Source organism: Haloarcula vallismortis ATCC 29715 (assembly GCF_000337775.1).
Taxonomy (GTDB): domain Archaea; phylum Halobacteriota; class Halobacteria; order Halobacteriales; family Haloarculaceae; genus Haloarcula; species Haloarcula vallismortis.
Map to the genome: position 1 here is coordinate 104,970 of NZ_AOLQ01000042.1, position 16,224 is coordinate 121,193.

The following is a 16,224-nucleotide window of genomic DNA, read 5'->3' on the forward strand; positions in this document are numbered from 1 at the left end:
GGCTTGCCACCTCTGGGTCAGTCCCCGTCGATCGGGATTGTCGTACTCGGCGCGGCTGTTGCCTTCGGGAGGCGGAGTTCGAGGACGCCGTTTTCCACGGTCCCCTCACCGCCCTGACCGGTCGTGTCCGGCGGGAGCGGGAGTTCTGCGTCGAGGAACACGGAGCGGTCCTCGCGGACGAACGTGAACTCTCCGGGCACGTCTTTGCTCCGTTGCCCGTCGATACGAAGACGGCCCCCTTCTACAGTCACATCGATTGTCTCCGCGGTCACGCCCGGAAGATCGAGCACGAGCAGGTATTCGTCCTCGGATTCGAGCACGTCCGCGAACACGGCGTCGGGCAGGTCCCGAAGCGCTTCACGCAGGGCAGACATACGCTCGTCTAGGTGGTACGCTGTGGTAAACCCGACGGTCTCCGCTACTACAGGAGCACAGAAATAAGCGCGGCGCTGCCGAAGAAGACGGCGATGAGACCGAACGCGACTTCGGCGATAGTGCCTCGAACAATTCGCCGGGCAGTGCCACGCTCGCTGGTGTCGGAGATGACGAACACTGGCGTTCCGTCGCCGTCCCCGATGATAGCGTCGACCAGATCGCTCCCCCATTCTGTTGCAGGGCCACGCATCGCCTGGCCGTAGACATACACATCCTCCCCAGCGTCCAGCCGGCGCTCGGTAAAGCGCTGTTTGTTTCCTAGGCTGATCTCCGTCACGAGCAGGTTTACTGACCCATCCTGTGCCTCGACGCCCTCCGTTCGCTCGACGTAGTCAGCCAGGCGCTCGGGGAGTTCAGTCCCGGGCGACACTGTCACCGACTGGGACTCGAACCGCACGTCCGCTCCGTCCGGATTCACGCGAACGCGGGCGTTTCCGTCGTCTACGATGAAGTCGACGCCGTCCTGCCCCTCGTCCAATGTCTCCCAGTGTGAGTGTTTCCCCGACGACCGGTACTCCTCGACCTCGTAGGTGTAGGCCAGACACTCGCTGCCGGTGAAGGGGGCCGTGACGGTCCCGGCCTCCTCGTTGGCGACGGCTGTACCGGTGATTTCGACGGGGCCAGTGTGGCCATCGAGTGAGCGCACTGGGACCGGGTCGTTCCGGAGGATATGAAACACCGTTCGAAGTTCCTGACCACCGCGGACCAGAAGGAAACCGCCGATAGCCAAGAACGTGATGGCGACCAGTTGCGGGAGGACCATACGTCGATGCCGGACCCGACCGAGGAAAAACATTCCCAGTTACTCCATCACACGGCAGGGATACCGTGGCTACTATGGCCAGTGAAGTGTCGGGACCCCGCGACTACGCAGGGCACTTTTGACACCGCAGTCGCTAGTACGGGTATGGCTGGCCCCTCACCGTCGGATACTGCGTCGCTCTCGCTGGAGACCGCCCGTCGCCGAATCGGCAGTGTCGCCGGTCCCATTGACCGGACGGATAGGATTCCGCTCTCCGTCGCTGTCGGACGCATTCTGGCGACAGATGCGACGGCGAACGAACCTGTCGAGGGGGCCCAAATAAGCGTCGGAGACGCCGTTTTCGATCACGGCCACCAGATACGACCCGGTGACGTGGGACTGCTGCGGGCAACCGGCGTCTCCGAGCTGCTCGTCCGCCAGCGACCGCAGGTCGGCATCCTGCCGACAGGCGATGAATTCCAAGCGGATACCAGCGTGGCCAGCACGGTCGAGACGGCGGGATTCACGCTTGCACAGTACGTCGACCGATGGGGCGGCAAGGTGACCTATCGAGATCCCGTGGCCGACGACCCGCCGGCGCTCCGGATGGCCGTCCAGCGCGACCTCACCCGTGATATGATCGTCGTTACCGGAACGGAACCGGGCGATACGGTCCGAGAAATCGTCGCCGAACTCGGCGAGGTGCTTGCGGACCGCCTCGCAATCGACCCCGGCCGTCAGGCCGGACTAGCCGTCGTCGAGAACCGACCGGTGGTACTGCTGCCGGAGTCGGCAAGCGCGGCCCGCGTCGGCGCTGTCAAACTCGTTCGTCCGCTGTTGAAGACGTTTGCCCACGCCCCGCTATCTGCTCATCCAGAGACACGAGCGACGCTGGCAGCGCACGTCGACAGTCAGACCGGTATCGAGACGTTTGCACCGGTCGCTGTAAGCGACGGGGCGGCAACACCGCTGTCCGGGGGTGAACTCACGACGGCGACCCGGGCCGACGGCTGGGTGTCCGTGCCCGCCGACGAGGCTGGTATCGATGCCGGAACGACCGTCACCGTCGGGGACTGGGACTACCTGCCCTGAGACGACATCAGGTCGACCAACGTGGCGACGCGTCTGTCGCCGCGCACGCACCGCCCCGTCTCCGCCGGGGACCGCCGACCAACGTGGACGCCATCAAGGCCCGCGTTCCACGCTGCACCGATGTCTGACGGATTATCTCCTGCCAGCACGCCGCTGTGGCCGTTGTACCAGACACCCAGCTCCCGCATCGCCAGTTCGACCGGTTTTGGGTCGGGCTTCCAGCCGATATCGTCGTCACAACAGACGACCGTTTCGAACCAGTCGGCGATGTCGAGATGGTCCAGCACCGGTTCGGTGAGGTACTGCTGGCAGTGTGTGACCAGTCCGACCGGTGTATCGAGGGTGGCGAGGAACGCCTCGGCGTCGTCATAGAGGTACGTCGCCTCGGCCCGGGCGACGGGGTCTTCCTCCTCGTGGAACAACCGCCAGAACTCCTGTTGGTCGACGCCACGCTCCGCAAGCGTCCGTGACCGTGTCCCACCGAATCCGTACCAGAGCGCATCCCGTTCCCGGTCGGTGAACTCGACGCCGAGGCGGTCGCCGACGGCACCCATCACCTTCCGGGGGTAGGCTGGCTCGATGTCGACGAGCGTCCCGTCGAGGTCAAACAGCCAGAAGTCGTAATCGGTGGTCATGAGGATACATCACTTGGCGATTCTATAATAAAGTCTTTCGGGCCCTACGACCGGTTTTGCCGCGTATAACCGCTCTGTAGCCAGTGACTACGCAGCAGTGTCTCGTTTCATTCTACCCGAATCGAGCTACCGAGATACTTGTTGAGTACGTCGCTGACCGAACTGGCATTGAACAGGGCCAGATTGTCGGCAATCTCTGCTTTTACCGCCTCTAGATGCGTCTTGTCGGTCCTGAGTTCGCTAAACGACGCCGAGACGACCGGACAGCCGAGTTCGTCTTCGACGAGCCGACGGAAGTGCGGTTCGTCAGCGAGTTTGCCCCGCCAGAGCATGTCACGGAAGAACAGCCAGCCGCTGGTCCCAGGGTCGTCAGCCGTCCGATACAGCGTCGTTTCGAACCGATCAGGCTCGATCCACAGCCCAGTCGTGTCCAGCTCCAGTCGAAGTTCGACCCGAAAAACGTACCGGGCAGTCGCACCATCGGGCTCAGTCGGCTGGAGCGATGCGAGTCCATCGGTCGTGTCCACGGTCACACCGTCAGTCGTGGATGCCGTTCAACCGTTCGGCGAGGGCAATGTCGTTCTCGGTGATGCCACCGGCGTCGTGGGTCGTGAGTCGGACTTCAACTTCGCCCCAACGGATGGTCATCTCCGGGTGATGCCACGCGTCCTCAGCGAGGCCAGCCGCGGCACTCAGAAAGCCCGACGCGTCCAGATAGCCGTCGAACTCGAACACGCGGACGATTTCGTCGTCTTCACGGGCCCACGCCTCGGGTAGTCGGTCACTAATCTCTTCATCAGAGAGCAGGTCTGCCATATCAGCTACGTCGGGCGGGGTGGGCAAAAAGGTGGGCGTGGTCAGTCGTCGGAGAGGCGGTCGAGCACCGCGTTCGGGATGTCATCGCGCATCCCGTCAGGAATGTCTTCGACTGACATATTCTGGGTAAACTCGGACTGAGAGGCTTGGTCGGGGCCGCCAAAGTCCGGGTCAAACAGCTCCAGCGCCGTGTGAATCGTCGACCAGTCGTCCTCCTCCGCGGCGTCGCGCAGGCTCTTGGTCGGCGCGGCGAGAATCTGCGAGACGATGGCGTCTGCCATTGCTTCGATGACTTCCGCCTGGTCCTCGTCGAAGTCAGCCGCCGAAAGTGCGCTGTTTATCTCTGCCGCCTTGACCTGTTCGGCGCTCTCGTACATCGTCGAGATGACCCTGTCTGCGCGCTTTCGCTTGTACTGCGTGAGCAGTCGGTCGAACTCCTCGTCGACGATACGCTCGACCGCTTCGGCGGCTCGTTGTCGCTTGTTCCGTGTTTCAGCGGTCACCGACTCCAGCGCGTCGAGGTCGTACACCGTCACCGACGGGAGTCGGTCCGCACCGGCCGGGACATCACGCGGCTGGGCAATGTCGACAATCGACACCTCGCCAACGTCGCTGAAGGTCCCGATATCGAACACCTGGTCGCCGCTTCCCGTCGCCGAAATGACGGCACTGGCTTCGGAGACAGCCGCTTCGATGCCGTCGAGTGCAACCGCACTGGCGTCGATATCGACCGATTCGGCGACGTGTTCGGCATGTGGAACTGTCCGGTTGGCCACGAGCAGTCGGTCTACCTCCTCGCTGAGTGCCTCTGCGGCAAGTTGGCCCATCTCGCCGGCCCCGACGACGAGCGCTGTCTTATCGACCAGCGAACTCTCCTGTTTGAGAAGACGAACCGCGGCGGAGGCAATCGAGACGACGCCTTCGTTGATTTTCGTCTCCGTGCGGGCGCGCTCGCCGACGTGAATCGCTTTCGTGACACCGTCTTCCAGCATCGGCCCGATACCGCCGACGCCGCGGGCGGTCTCGTAGGCGGTCCGGAGCTGGCCGAGGATCTGGTCTTCGCCCAGCACAATCGATTCGAGCCCGGCGGCCACCCGGAGCAAGTGGCGGAGGCTCTCCTCGTGCCCCATCTCGACGACAACTTCGTCGGGCACGGCGCGGGTGAACAGTTCCAGCGCGTCGAGCCCGTCCGCGTGATCAGAGACGACGACGTACCCCTCCGTACGGTTACACGTCTGCAGCGCAATCGCCTCTTCGACCGCGGGGTTCGCGAGCAGGGATTCGACGGCGTGGCGCTCGCTGTCCGCCGCAGCAGTCTCTAATTGGTCGACGCTTGCGCGCTCATGGGAGATACAGACCCCAACGATTGCACCAGTGTCCCCTCTCACGTTTGATCACCAGGTAACTCTCCGATCACGTCTCTAGCTACTTGCTCTCCCTTGTACCTGCCACTATCTAAAGCCTTCCAAACTTCCCGTGACCTGACAACGAACCTGACGGCGTCGCGCCGTTCGGCCGCCGGGACCCCCCGGTCGCGCAGGTCCTCACGGAGGTCGCCAACGAGTGCCGCCATCAGACCGGCGTTGTCGAACTCATCTTCGAAACGCTCGCGGAGGTGTTTCGACAGTGCCGGCGCGCGCCCACCGGTCGCAATCGCCAGTGTCACAGGGTCGTCCCGAACCGTCGCCGGAACGACGACGTTGCCGAACGACTGGTCACCGTGGTCGTCAGCACGGTTGACGAGCACGCCGTGGGCCTTGGCGGCCGCGCTGAAGGCGTCGTTCAGGTCCGGGTCGTCCGTCGCAGCGACCACCAGCGCCGGGTCGGTCCGCTCGACCCAGTCCCGTGCCTCTTCGGGGGTCGGTGCGGCACGGACCTGCTCCGCGCCCGCGAACGCTCGGTCGCCGAACTCGGGGCTGAGGACGACGACATCCGCCTCTGTGGCGAACGTTCGGGCCTTGCGCGCACCGACCGGCCCACCGCCAACGATGAGGACCGTCTCGTCCTCGAAGTCGTGCATGAGTGGGATCATCGGCGGGACCCTCCTGTGCTCCAGACGCACACGGTCACGCCGTCTCTGCGTTCTGCCGCGCTCGTTCGTCCAGCCTGATACCCGTTTTCTTCAGGATGCGCGTCGAGAACAGCGTGTCCCAATCAGCCGCAGTTACGTCCCAGTGTTCTGCCATCCGCTCGCGGACCTGCTGGATGCGCTCTTGACTCTCCGCTTCGCTTCGCCCGTGTGTCATCGCGAAGAAGTTGTACGGCCAGACGCCGTCGTGGCGGGGCCGTTCGTAGCAGTGGGTCACGAAGTCGAACTCGGCGATGGCCGGGCCGACCTCGTCGATGACCTCGTCCGGCACGTCCCAGACGGTCATCCCGTTCTCGCTGTAGCCCAGCGCGTAGTGGTTCGGGATGACGCCGACCCGGCGGACTTTCCCTTCCATGTTGAACCGCTGTATCGTCTCCAGCACCCACTCGACATCGGCGTCGATTTCTTCGGCCACGTCGGCGTAGGGCGTGGCAGTAACCGGGAGGCCGTCCTGAATCTCCAGCACGAGGTCCAGTTCGTCGGCGGTGAGCGACCGCTGCTCGGTCGGCGTCACTTCCGGTCCGAGGTCTGAGCAGTCGATATCCTGGGTCTGTGGTCCCTCGACGGGGAACTTCGCACCGACGTGGAACTCCTGCTGTTTCGGGAGGTTGTACGTTTCCTCGCCGGTCTCGGCCTCGATCTCGGTCAGGACTTCCTCGACCCGCCCTTCCTCGGCCACCGAAACCACGAACCACATATTCAGATGCGGATGTTCTCGCTCGTAGTTGTGCGCGACCTCCGGGTACGCGTTTACGATTTCGGCGTGTTCGTCGTAGCTGTCCTCGGGGGCGTGGGTCGCGACAAGTGTGGCGGTGCCGCCGATCGCTTCGGCGTTGATGAGTGCCCCGAACCGAGTGAGCACGCCTGCGTCGTCGAGGTCCTGTACCCGTGATAACAGCTCGTCCGCGTCGATGTCGACGCCGTGGTCAGCGAGGGCCGCCGCGGCCGGTTCGAACGGCCGTTCGACGACCGGGAAGCCGCCCTGAAAGGCGTTCAACACCGCCCGGTCTACCGTCCCGAGGTCTTCGCTCATAGCAGAAGCTGGGGGTTCTGCGAATAAAAACAGTCCGGGACAGTCGAGCACACGCGGGCCGCGTGTCCGGGTCGCCGGAGCGTTTTACCCCTTTGCACCCCTACCTCGCGTGTGGTAATCTCGACGGCCGAACTGGCGGTCCGGCTGCTGGTCTACCTGTTTGTCCTGATAGGGGTGCCGCTGTGGTTCGTCCTCATGTTCCGGCTTATGGACTACGCCGCCCACGACACGCTCGTCGAGCAGTTCAGCGGCCAGCGCAACGGCCGCGACACCGGCCAGCTCAACGCGTACTTCGAACAGGCCGCCGTCGAGGCGACAACCTGTCGTATCTGCGGCGCGGCCAACGGCCCGGACTACACCTACTGTCACAACTGCCAAGAGCGGCTGTCGGCCACCGATTGATGCGGTTACTCGCCTTCGACGCCGGTGACTGCATAGCCAGCGTCCTCGATGGCGGCGAGAATCCCGTCGTGGTCGGCGCTGGCCTCGTAGTAAAACACCAGGTCGAAGGAGCCGTTCCGCAGGAGCTGCTGGCACTCCCAGACGAACTCCTCGCCGTCCAGCGTGAGGCCCTGGTGCTGGTTCGACGCGAACTCGGGGTCGTCGCTGCCCGAGTAGACGTACGTGTCCGTCGGGTCAAGGCCCGCGCCCTCTGCGATGAGTTCACCGACCTCGATGGTGGCCTGCATCATCTCTATCTCGTCGCTGCCGTCGTACTCCGTGTGGACGACAGCGCCGTTGAGCTGAATCTCTCCCGGCTCAAGCAGCTGTTTGGTTCGCCGGTAAAGGTCGTCGTCGAGTGCGTCGGCCTCGCTCATACCATGCGGTCGGTGTTGCTGTCCCTAAGGCACTTCGGATTCAAAGCGCTGATGCGTCTACCCGAAGATATTCCGTTCGAGAGGCAACACAGCGGTAGCGGTGGGAACCCACGCGCTGCCGAGTAGCACCGCTCGGTCGGTCGCGAACCCGTGGAAAAGCGAGCCGCCCTCGCTTACAGTCGCGTGAGGTTCTTCGCCCGCGGGCCTTTGTCTGCCTGTTCGATCTCGAATTCGACTTCTTGCCCTTCTTCTAGGTCCGGGCCGCCGACGTCTTCCATGTGGAAGAACACGTCTTCGTCGGCATCGTCGGTTTCGATGAAACCGTAGCCACCCGTGTCGTTGAAGAAGTCTACAGTGCCTGTCGCCATGGTTACAGCCGCGTGAGGTTTTTCGCGCGCGGGCCTTTGTCGGCCTGCTCAATCTCGAATTCCACTTCTTGCCCCTCCTCGAGGTCAGGACCGTCGATGTCCTCCATGTGGAAGAAGACGTCCTCGTCGGAGTCTTCGGTATCGATGAAACCGTAACCGCCTGTGTCGTTGAAGAAGTCTACCGTACCGGTCGCCATTGCAGTTCGAACGTAAAGCCGGGGTGTATTAAAACTATGCGCATATATTTCGCCGGATTAGGCGGGAAATAACTGTACCCAACCCCTTCCACAAAGCCCTTATTGGGTGGTTGAAATGTATACAACGATGCTATCGAGGGGGAAGCGATTGGGCTATGCGGCCTACGAGCGACTGCTCCAGTGGGAACTGTCAGGAACGCCGGACCACGTCGCCGTCATTCAGGACGGCAACCGGCGCTACGCCGAGAAACAGGGGACCGAGAAGCAGAAGGGGCACACCGAGGGGGCCGAAACGACGGAGGCGCTCCTGAACTGGTGTGACGAACTCGACATCCGCGAAGTGACCCTGTACGCGTTCTCGACGGAGAACTTCGACCGCGACCCCGAGGAGCGCGAGCACATCTTCGATCTGGTCGAACAGAAGCTCCGGACGTTCGCCGACGCCGACCGGGTCCACGAGGCCGGCGTCTGCATCCGCGCTATCGGAGAGCGGGAGATGCTTCCCGAGCGGGTCCTGGATGCCATCGACTACGCCGAGAGGCGCACGGCGCAGTACGACCAGCTCAACCTCAACGTCGCGCTGGCCTACGGCGGCCGGGCGGAACTGCTCGGCGCGGCCCGCGACGTCGCCACTGCTGTCGAGAACGAGGCCCTCGACCCGACCGATGTCTCCGCGGAAACCATCGAGAAGCGGCTCTACGAGGGACCGACCCGCGACGTCGACCTCATCGTCCGGACCGGCGGCGACGAGCGCACCTCGAATTTCCTGCCGTGGCACGCCAACGGCAACGAGGCCGCCACGTTCTTCTGTACCCCCTACTGGCCGGAGTTCCGGAAAGTCGACTTCCTGCGGGCGATTCGAACCTACCAGAACCGAGAGCAGTCCTGGCGGACGACCCGTGCCGAGCGGTCGCTCGCACTGATTCGTGCCATCGAACAGTCGGAACTACCGACGGCCAAGCGGATGCTCGGACGGTTCCGCGACGCGCTTCCGAGTACGGAACGCGAGCAACTCGACGAAGAGTACGACCTCGCAGACTGATATGCTAGCGGCCGAATCGCCGCTGTCGCTCCTGATAGTCCCGTAACGCCCGCAGGTAGTCCCGCAGTCTGAAGTTCTGCCAGTTCACGTCGGTGAAGTACAGTTCCGAGTACACGGACTGCCAGATCATGAAATCGGAGAGCCGTTCGGCCCCGGTCTTGATGACCAGATCCGGGTCGGTCGGGAAGACGAGGTGCTCCTCGACCGCAGTCTCGTCGATATCGTTCGGGTCGAGGGTCCCCTCGTCGACGCTTTCGGAGAGCTTCTGGACCGCCGTCGCGAACTCCGATTGCCCGCCCAGACCGATTGAAATCTGGATCGGCGCGTCGGCCGTCGTCTCGTCGTCCGGTACTCTGACCGCTATCTCCTGTGGCGCGGTGACGCTCTCGAGTTCGCGCTGCAGCGTCGGAATCGCCTCCTCGTCGAGGACGCTCACGTAGACGACGACGGTGTCGGTGCCGTACTGGACAGCCCAGTCGAAGAATCGTTCCAAGGTCCGATATGCACCGTCGCCCAGCAAGTCCCGTTCTGTAATCACCAGCGCGACCGTCTCGGGCAGGTCGGCGTCGCTGCGCCGAACGCGCGTTGCGAGATATCGGTCGTATAGTCCCACGCCCGCCGGTATGCTGACAGCCACAGTAAATCCCACGGTACCGTCGCCTCCACAGTTCGGAAAGGGTAAGTGCCTCTCGGGGATACCGGTGGGACGTGACTGGCACAGTCCGTCGGGCAGGCGCGTTCGCCGCCGTGGGGACCCTCGCGGTCGCCGTCCCGGCCGCAACGGGCTTTGGCTCGCTCGAACTCGCGACTGTCGCCGCTATCGCACCCTTCGTCATCGTCGCCGCGCTCGGCGTAACGGTCATCGGACAGGACTCGCGGTTGTTCGAACTGTTCGCGCGCCCCGGCGACTACGAGGACGGGAAACTGTACGGCTTGGCGGCCTTCTCGCTTGCCGCCGCCGGACTCGCGTTGCTTGCCGTCCGCTTCAGTTTACCAGTGCCGGTGTTCGTCGGCGTCGTTGTCATCGTCGCCTACGGCAACCTCGGCCAGCGGCTCGCGTACACCGTCCGCGCAGACGAGGTGGTCGCAACCGCGGGCTTCGTCCTCGTCGGCTTCGTCGCTGGCGTCGCAGGGCAGGTCGTCGGCACGCAGATACAGGCCGCTGTCGGCGAGGGAGCGGCCGCCGTCGACCTGCCACTCGTGCTGTTTCTCGCCGCCAGCGGCGCGTTCGTCGCCGCCCTGCTTCGCTCGGTCCTGTTCGAACGGGACGACCCGCTGGTGATGCTCACCGTGGGACTGCTGCTGTGGCTGTTTTTCGAGCTCGACCCGTCAGTGACGGCACAGCGCGTCGTCATCGCGCTCGCCGTGACAGTCCTGCTTGGATACCTTTCCTACGCACTTGACACGGCGTCTCTCCCGGGGATGCTCACCGGCGTCCTCCTGGCGTTTCTGACTATCGTACTCGGCGGCTTCGGCTGGTTCGCCATGCTGATAACCTTCTTCGGGCTCGGTGGCCTCTCGACGAAGTATCGCTACGACGAGAAACTGGACCGCGGCATCGCCGAGGAAAACGAGGGCGCACGCGGGAGTGGGAACGTGCTCGCGAACTCCATCGTCGCGCTGTTCGCCGTCGTCGCGGCAGCGGCGAGTCCGAGCCACATTACTGTCGACCCGTTGCTGTTCTTCTATGCCTTCGCCGGGGCCGTCGCCGCGGCGATGACCGATACGTTCTCCAGTGAGTTCGGCGGGCTCTACGACAACCCACGGCTCATCACGACGCTCAGACCCGTCGAGCCGGGCACTGACGGCGGCGTGACCTGGCAAGGCGTAGTTGCCGGGGCTGTCGGCGCGGGCATCATCGCCGGCATCGCCGCGCTCACGCAGGACATCAGCACGGCCGGCAGCGGCGTCATCCTCCTCTGTGGGCTGGTCGGCATGATCGTCGACAGCCTGCTGGGCGCGACCGTCGAGGGCTCTGTCGTCGGCAATCAGGGCGTCAATATGCTCGCGACCCTGGCAGCCGCGCTAACGGGTGCGAGCGTCGTGTTGGTCGTCGGCCTCCTATGATTCGCGAGGCCCGCTCCGAGGACGAAGCCCAGCTCCGGGCGATTCAGATGAATACGCTTGACGAGCCGTGGCCGGAACTACTCGGTGTCGGAGTCGACGGCCCGCCGCTCGTGCTAGTGCTCGACATCGGCGAACCGCTCGGCTATGCGCTTGTGGTTCCGGACCATCCGGTCGCGTATCTGGCGGAGTTCGCTATCGCGCCCGGCAAACAGGGGCAGGGACTCGGCACGACACTGATGGGCGGACTGCTCGACAGACTCCAGGCTGGCGGATTCGAGACGGTGAGACTCACCGCGCGTGCGGACGATGAACGAGCGCGTGGCTTTTACGACGGGTTTGGGTTCGCTGTCGCCGACGAACTACCCGGCCACTACGACGACGGCGACGGAGTATTGCTCGTTCGGGACCTCTAACCCTCGATGCGAACCTGCACAGCCGTCGGCTGTTTGACGTACTCGCCGTGGCCGGCAGCAACGACAACATCGACGCCGCGCTGGGCGGCGATGTCGAGGAGCTTCTGCGTGCAGTCGGCATCGATAACGACAGTCTTTGGAACGTCCTCGGTGGCTTCAAGCAACGAGACGACATCATCGGCGTCACCCTCCGCGAGCAGCGCCGCGTCCTCGTCGACCAGTCTGGCCGTCCCGCTGTGGTCCTGAATGACGGCATCGATGTGGTCCGAGAGCGAGGGGATGGTCGGTTCGTCGCCGCTTTCGGTCGTCTCCTCGTCGGTCGTCGCATCCGTCACAGCGGCCGCGTTCGAACTGTCTGTGACGGTCGTCACGTCATCGGCTGTCTCGGCTTGCGCCGACCCAGTCTGTCCGCTGGGTGCAGACTGGCTGTCAGCAGTCTCCTCCGACACTGGAGTCGCCACGGCACCGCCGTCGGCGGTCGTCGACTCGCCGGCATGTGACATCTCCTCACGGATGCTGTCGAGGCTCTTGGCGCTTGCGACCGTCTCGTAGGGGACCTTGTCCCGGAGTGCTGACATCACCTCGCTCCGGGAGAGGTCCTCGACGGACTTCTCAGGGGGCGTGACAGCGACGTAGTCTACGTCACCGACTTGCGCGAGTTCCTTCAATATGAGGTCCCCACCGCGGTCGCCGTCGAGGAACGAAGTCACCGTACGGTCGGCCGTCAGCTCCGCGATGGCGTCGGGCACATCCGTTCCCTCGACCGCCACGGCGTTCTTGATGCCGTATTTCAGCAGTTGCATCACGTCCGAGCGGCCTTCGACGACGACGATAGCGTCGGAGTCAGCCACCCGTGGCCCTGCTGGGAGCCCCTCGTATTCGGTCACGTCGGCGACCCGGACCTGCTGTCTGACTGTCTCGACGATGTCCGCGGTCTGAATCGACTTCTCCTCGAAGTCGTTCAGGAGTTCTGTCGCGCGCTCGACGACCTCGCGGCGTTTGGCGCTGCGAACGTCCTCAATCTCGGAGACCTCGATCTCGGCGCGACACGGGCCGACCTGTTCGATGGTTTCCAGTGCCGCGGCGAGAATCGCTGTCTCGACCCTATCGAGGCCGCTTGCGACGGTTATCTCGCCAAAGGACTGTCCTCCTTCGGAGCGTATCTCCACGTCGATGCGACCGACCTTCTTCGAGTCCTGCAGGTCCCGCAGGTCCAGTTCGTCGCCGAGCAGCCCTTCCGTCTGGCCGAACACCGCGCCGACGACGTCGCTCCGTTCGACGACTCCTGCCGCCGTGATGTCGGCATGTATCAGATATTTCGCCGTATCTTGCATGATTGTCCTGTTTTCCAGCCCGTCGAGCGCTGTTCCGACGGACTGCTGTCACTATACTGATGTTGGATAGTACAGCAGAATAACCTTGCGCACGCGACTCGATGGTCAAATCCTCCCACAGTTACGTCGTAATCTGACACTGCCGCTGTGAAACGTTCGTTCCCAGACAGGTCAGTCACTCCAGTAACGGCGTCATGCCGTCGATACCCGCCTGGATGGCCTCGACCGGGTCCTCGGGGTCGTCGTGTTCGAAGACGAGCCATGCAGTCCCGGCCTCGCGGGCCGCATCGACGACGGCCTGAAGCGGGACGACGCCTTCACCGAGGGCTGTTGGCTCGCCGTCCGCTGTCATGTCTTTGAGGTGGACGACGGGAACGCGCCCGTCGAGTCGCCGAATCAATGCGACGGGGTCCTGGCCCGCCGCGTGCGCCCAGCCGGCGTCAAGCTCAAAGCCAATCGAGGTCTGGTCGGCGAGCGCGTCGAAGGCGGTGCCCGCCCCGAGCGGGACGAACTCGTGGTCGTGGTTGTGATACAGCAACGGCCGGTCCACGTCTTCGGCGAGCATCCCGAGCAGCGTCGCCGTCGACTCGACAGCGCCCTCGCTTGCGAAATGGTCGGCGTCGAGGTGCGGGAGAACGATGTACGGCGCGTCGAGTGTCCAGACCTGGTTGCCAACGGTGCGGGTGTCGGACTGCAGCTCTTCCAGTTGGACGTGGACGCCGGCAATGCCGAGTCCCGCGTCGTCGAGCGCGCGCCGGGACGCACCCGGGTCACCGATACCAGCGAACTCTACGCCGTCGTAGCCAGCGGCTGCGATACGGTCGAGCACGTCCGAGAGACGTTCCCGGAGGTCCCGAAGCGTCCAGAGCTGTATCGCTGTTTGCATACCACCGCTGCGAACGCTGTCATAAAATAAGTGGACGTACTACCGGGGGGCATGGGATTCACTGAGACGGAGATCGACCCCGCACGGTTCCTCGAAGACGTAGAGATGCGTATCGGCGAGATCGTCGATGTCGAACCGTTCCCCGAAGCCCGCAAAGACGTGTACAAGCTCGACGTGGACTTCGGCGACGAGACGCGCCAGTCCGCTGCGGGACTGACAGACGTGTACGACCCCGAAGACCTGCTCGGTTCGCAGGTCGTCGCCGTCGTCAACCTCGGGACAGTCTCCATTGCTGGCTTCGAGAGCGAATGTCTGGTCACTGGCGTCGACAGCGAGGAGGGCGTCGTCCACCTGACCCCCGAGCGGGAGGTCGAACCCGGCACCCGGGTGTATTGAAACCGATTCTGTGACAGGGGCGTATTGAAGAAGATAGTTCTTCAACCAGAGTGGCTGAAGGTTCGTTACCCATTAGTACCGGCAGCGGCTAGCCTGTCGTAATATGAGTACGGTCAGGGCCGCTGTGTGGACAGTCGTCGCGCTCGTGTTGATGGCGCTGGCAGTGCCGTGGTTCCTCTGGGACACCAGCGCAATCGCCGCGGGACTCCCTGTGTGGCTGTGGTGGCACATCGGGTGGATGGTGCTCGCGAGCGTCGTCTTCGCCGTCTTCGCGCGCACCGACTGGGGCCTCGGTGTCGAGGAGGTGCGGTAGCGTGGCCGACACCGCGCTCCAGTTGGGCATCGTCGGCGCGTACATGGTCGTCGCGCTCGCGGTCGGTGTGGTCGCGTACCGTCTGACCGACCGGACCGCCGAGGACTACTACCTCGCCAGCCGGACGCTCGGGACGGTGGTCCTGCTGTTTACCACTTTCGCGACGCTACTGTCGGCGTTTACGTTCTTCGGCGGCCCGAACCTCGCGTTCAGCGCCGGCCCCGAATGGATTCTCGTGATGGGACTGATGGACGGCGTTATTTTTGCTGTTCTCTGGTACGTGCTCGGGTACAAGCAGTGGCTGGTCGGCAAGCGCCACGGCTACGTGACGCTTGGTGAGATGCTGGGCGACCGGTTCGGATCGACGGCGCTCCGCGTTGTTGTCGCCGCTGTGAGTCTGGTCTGGCTGTTCCCATACGTCATGCTCCAGCAGAAAGGGGCGGGGCAGGCCATCGTCGGACTCACGAACGGCGCGGTCCCGTTCTGGGTCGGGGCCGGCGGCATCACGCTGTTTATGATTCTCTACGTCGCGCTCTCAGGGATGCGCGGCGTCGCCTGGACTGACACACTTCAGGGGCTATTCATGCTCTCGCTGATCTGGGTCGCCGTCGCCTGGGTCCTCTCTGCCGTCGGCGGCGCTGGGGAGGCGACGGCCCTGCTGGCGTCCGAGGAACCCGCCTTCGTCGGTCTCGGGGGCGGCCTCTACACGCCACAGTACATCATCTCGACCGCGGTCAGCATCGCTTTCGGCGTGACGATGTTCCCGCAGATCAATCAGCGTTTCTTCGCCGCCGGTTCGAAGAAGGTGCTCAAGCGCACGTTCGCGCTCTGGCCAGTGCTGGTCCTGCTCCTGTTCGTCCCGGCGTTCATGCTGGGCGCGTGGGCGGCCGGCCTCGGCGTAACGGTTCCGGAGGGTGGCAACGTCATCCCCGCGCTGCTGGGCGAGTACACGCCGACGTGGTTCACTGCGCTGGTCATCGCTGGTGCGATGGCCGCGATGATGTCCTCCAGCGACTCGATGCTGCTGTCGGGGTCGTCGTACCTGACCCGTGACCTTTACCGGCCGCTGACCGGCCGCGGCGACGCCAGCGACGAACAGACCGACCGCCGCGAGGCGCTCGTCGCCCGCGTCGGCGTCGTCATCTTTGCCACCCTTTCGTTCATTGCGAGCCTCTACACGCCAGGGACGCTGGTCCAGATTGGCGACACCGCCTTCAGCGGTTTCGCCCAGTTGACCGTCCCGGTCGCACTGGCGCTCTACTGGCAGGGGACGACACGCTCAGGGATGTACGCCGGCGTGGTCGGCAGCCAGATGTTCTACGGCCTGCACGTCTTCCCGGTCGTCGCGACGCTTGGGGAACTGGTCGGCCTCGACGTCGCCCTCCCGGCGACGTACATGGGCTGGACGCCCGGCGTCGTGGGCATCCTCGTCGGTCTCTTGCTGACGGTCGCCGTCTCGCTGGTGACCGCTCCCGCTTCGACCGAGGACCGCACGGCCTACGCTGTCTCCGGCGTCGAAAGCGACTGATTGAGGAGGGTCGTTCGACA

At 64.1% G+C, this 16,224-nt stretch carries 22 protein-coding genes; 8 read left to right on the forward strand and 14 right to left on the reverse strand.

From position 1 onward, the window contains the following. Window positions 1-17: 17 nt before the first annotated feature. Window positions 18-374, reverse strand: coding sequence for an Hsp20/alpha crystallin family protein (locus tag C437_RS11135; protein ID WP_004517053.1), 357 nt, complete (start codon window positions 372-374; stop codon window positions 18-20). Window positions 375-421: 47 nt separating this feature from the next. Then, a complete protein-coding gene (locus C437_RS11140; protein ID WP_004517054.1) occupies window positions 422-1,198 on the reverse strand; it encodes a GIDE domain-containing protein in 777 nt (258 codons plus the stop codon). 144 nt (window positions 1,199-1,342) lie between these two features. Between C437_RS11140 and C437_RS11145 the strand changes: the two genes are divergently transcribed. After that, window positions 1,343-2,269, forward strand: coding sequence for a molybdopterin-binding protein (locus C437_RS11145; protein ID WP_004517055.1), 927 nt, complete (start codon window positions 1,343-1,345; stop codon window positions 2,267-2,269). Here C437_RS11145 and C437_RS11150 read toward each other — a convergent pair. From C437_RS11150 to ahbB, 6 genes are all read right to left on the reverse strand, one after another. Further along, a complete protein-coding gene (locus C437_RS11150; protein WP_004517056.1) occupies window positions 2,257-2,904 on the reverse strand; it encodes an HAD family hydrolase in 648 nt (215 codons plus the stop codon). The genes C437_RS11145 and C437_RS11150 overlap by 13 nt on opposite strands. Window positions 2,905-3,011: 107 nt before the next feature. Continuing rightward, window positions 3,012-3,431, reverse strand: coding sequence for an LWR-salt protein (lwrS, locus tag C437_RS11155; protein ID WP_049919751.1), 420 nt, complete (start codon window positions 3,429-3,431; stop codon window positions 3,012-3,014). Between the two features lie 10 nt (window positions 3,432-3,441). Next, window positions 3,442-3,720: a 4a-hydroxytetrahydrobiopterin dehydratase gene (locus tag C437_RS11160; RefSeq protein ID WP_004517058.1), complete on the reverse strand. Its 279-nt coding sequence runs from the start codon at window positions 3,718-3,720 to the stop codon at window positions 3,442-3,444. Window positions 3,721-3,761: 41 nt separating this feature from the next. Next, complete coding sequence (gene hemA / locus C437_RS11165; RefSeq protein WP_004517059.1) at window positions 3,762-5,108, reverse strand: glutamyl-tRNA reductase; 1,347 nt, start codon at window positions 5,106-5,108, stop codon at window positions 3,762-3,764. Beyond that, window positions 5,105-5,752, reverse strand: a complete 648-nt coding sequence (locus tag C437_RS11170) for a precorrin-2 dehydrogenase/sirohydrochlorin ferrochelatase family protein (RefSeq protein WP_004517060.1) — start codon at window positions 5,750-5,752, stop codon at window positions 5,105-5,107. The genes hemA and C437_RS11170 overlap by 4 nt, the downstream gene beginning before the upstream one ends. A gap of 34 nt (window positions 5,753-5,786) precedes the next feature. Beyond that, window positions 5,787-6,842 carry a siroheme decarboxylase subunit beta gene (gene ahbB, locus C437_RS11175; protein ID WP_004517061.1) on the reverse strand — a complete coding sequence of 352 codons (1,056 nt, stop codon included), beginning with the start codon at window positions 6,840-6,842 and terminating at the stop codon, window positions 5,787-5,789. A gap of 111 nt (window positions 6,843-6,953) precedes the next feature. Here ahbB and C437_RS11180 point away from each other — a divergent pair, with 111 nt between their 5' ends. Beyond that, a complete protein-coding gene (locus tag C437_RS11180) occupies window positions 6,954-7,244 on the forward strand; it encodes a DUF7577 domain-containing protein (RefSeq protein ID WP_004517062.1) in 291 nt (96 codons plus the stop codon). 5 nt (window positions 7,245-7,249) lie between these two features. On the opposite strand, the gene C437_RS11185 is transcribed toward C437_RS11180, so the two are convergent. The 3 genes from C437_RS11185 to C437_RS11195 form a co-directional block, all read right to left on the reverse strand. Beyond that, window positions 7,250-7,660, reverse strand: coding sequence for a DUF5778 family protein (locus C437_RS11185; RefSeq protein WP_004517063.1), 411 nt, complete (start codon window positions 7,658-7,660; stop codon window positions 7,250-7,252). 173 nt (window positions 7,661-7,833) lie between these two features. Further along, on the reverse strand, window positions 7,834-8,028 hold the full coding sequence (locus tag C437_RS11190) for a cold-shock protein (RefSeq protein WP_004517064.1): 195 nt from the start codon (window positions 8,026-8,028) through the stop codon (window positions 7,834-7,836). A 2-nt stretch (window positions 8,029-8,030) separates the two neighbouring features. Beyond that, entirely contained in the window at window positions 8,031-8,225 is a 195-nt protein-coding gene (locus C437_RS11195) for a cold-shock protein (RefSeq protein WP_004517065.1), read from the reverse strand. Between the two features lie 115 nt (window positions 8,226-8,340). Between C437_RS11195 and uppS the strand changes: the two genes are divergently transcribed. Then, the gene (gene uppS / locus C437_RS11200; protein ID WP_049919744.1) at window positions 8,341-9,267 is read left to right on the forward strand and encodes a polyprenyl diphosphate synthase; all 927 of its coding nucleotides are present in this window, start codon (window positions 8,341-8,343) and stop codon (window positions 9,265-9,267) included. A gap of 4 nt (window positions 9,268-9,271) precedes the next feature. Here the strand turns inward: uppS and C437_RS11205 are convergent, their stop codons facing one another. Beyond that, on the reverse strand, window positions 9,272-9,880 hold the full coding sequence (locus tag C437_RS11205) for an undecaprenyl diphosphate synthase family protein (protein ID WP_004517067.1): 609 nt from the start codon (window positions 9,878-9,880) through the stop codon (window positions 9,272-9,274). Window positions 9,881-9,975: 95 nt separating this feature from the next. Between C437_RS11205 and C437_RS11210 the strand changes: the two genes are divergently transcribed. Both C437_RS11210 and C437_RS11215 read left to right on the forward strand, forming a co-directional pair. Beyond that, window positions 9,976-11,334: a DUF92 domain-containing protein gene (locus C437_RS11210; RefSeq protein ID WP_004517068.1), complete on the forward strand. Its 1,359-nt coding sequence runs from the start codon at window positions 9,976-9,978 to the stop codon at window positions 11,332-11,334. Then, window positions 11,331-11,747 carry a GNAT family N-acetyltransferase gene (locus tag C437_RS11215; protein ID WP_004517069.1) on the forward strand — a complete coding sequence of 139 codons (417 nt, stop codon included), beginning with the start codon at window positions 11,331-11,333 and terminating at the stop codon, window positions 11,745-11,747. The genes C437_RS11210 and C437_RS11215 overlap by 4 nt, the downstream gene beginning before the upstream one ends. Here the strand turns inward: C437_RS11215 and dnaG are convergent. Together dnaG and C437_RS11225 are read right to left on the reverse strand one after the other, a co-directional pair. Beyond that, the gene (dnaG, locus tag C437_RS11220) at window positions 11,744-13,081 is read right to left on the reverse strand and encodes a DNA primase DnaG (protein WP_004517070.1); all 1,338 of its coding nucleotides are present in this window, start codon (window positions 13,079-13,081) and stop codon (window positions 11,744-11,746) included. The two genes, C437_RS11215 and dnaG, sit on opposite strands and share 4 nt — an antisense overlap. 175 nt (window positions 13,082-13,256) lie before the next feature. Further along, entirely contained in the window at window positions 13,257-13,967 is a 711-nt protein-coding gene (locus tag C437_RS11225) for a sugar phosphate isomerase/epimerase family protein (RefSeq protein ID WP_004517071.1), read from the reverse strand. A 51-nt stretch (window positions 13,968-14,018) separates the two neighbouring features. Between C437_RS11225 and C437_RS11230 the strand changes: the two genes are divergently transcribed. From C437_RS11230 to C437_RS11240, 3 genes are all read left to right on the forward strand, one after another. Then, window positions 14,019-14,363 carry a tRNA-binding protein gene (locus C437_RS11230; protein ID WP_004517072.1) on the forward strand — a complete coding sequence of 115 codons (345 nt, stop codon included), beginning with the start codon at window positions 14,019-14,021 and terminating at the stop codon, window positions 14,361-14,363. A gap of 103 nt (window positions 14,364-14,466) precedes the next feature. Continuing rightward, window positions 14,467-14,676: a DUF3311 domain-containing protein gene (locus C437_RS11235; protein ID WP_049919745.1), complete on the forward strand. Its 210-nt coding sequence runs from the start codon at window positions 14,467-14,469 to the stop codon at window positions 14,674-14,676. A 1-nt stretch (window position 14,677) separates the two neighbouring features. After that, window positions 14,678-16,204: a sodium:solute symporter family protein gene (locus C437_RS11240; protein WP_004517074.1), complete on the forward strand. Its 1,527-nt coding sequence runs from the start codon at window positions 14,678-14,680 to the stop codon at window positions 16,202-16,204. Window positions 16,205-16,224: the final 20 nt, after the last annotated feature.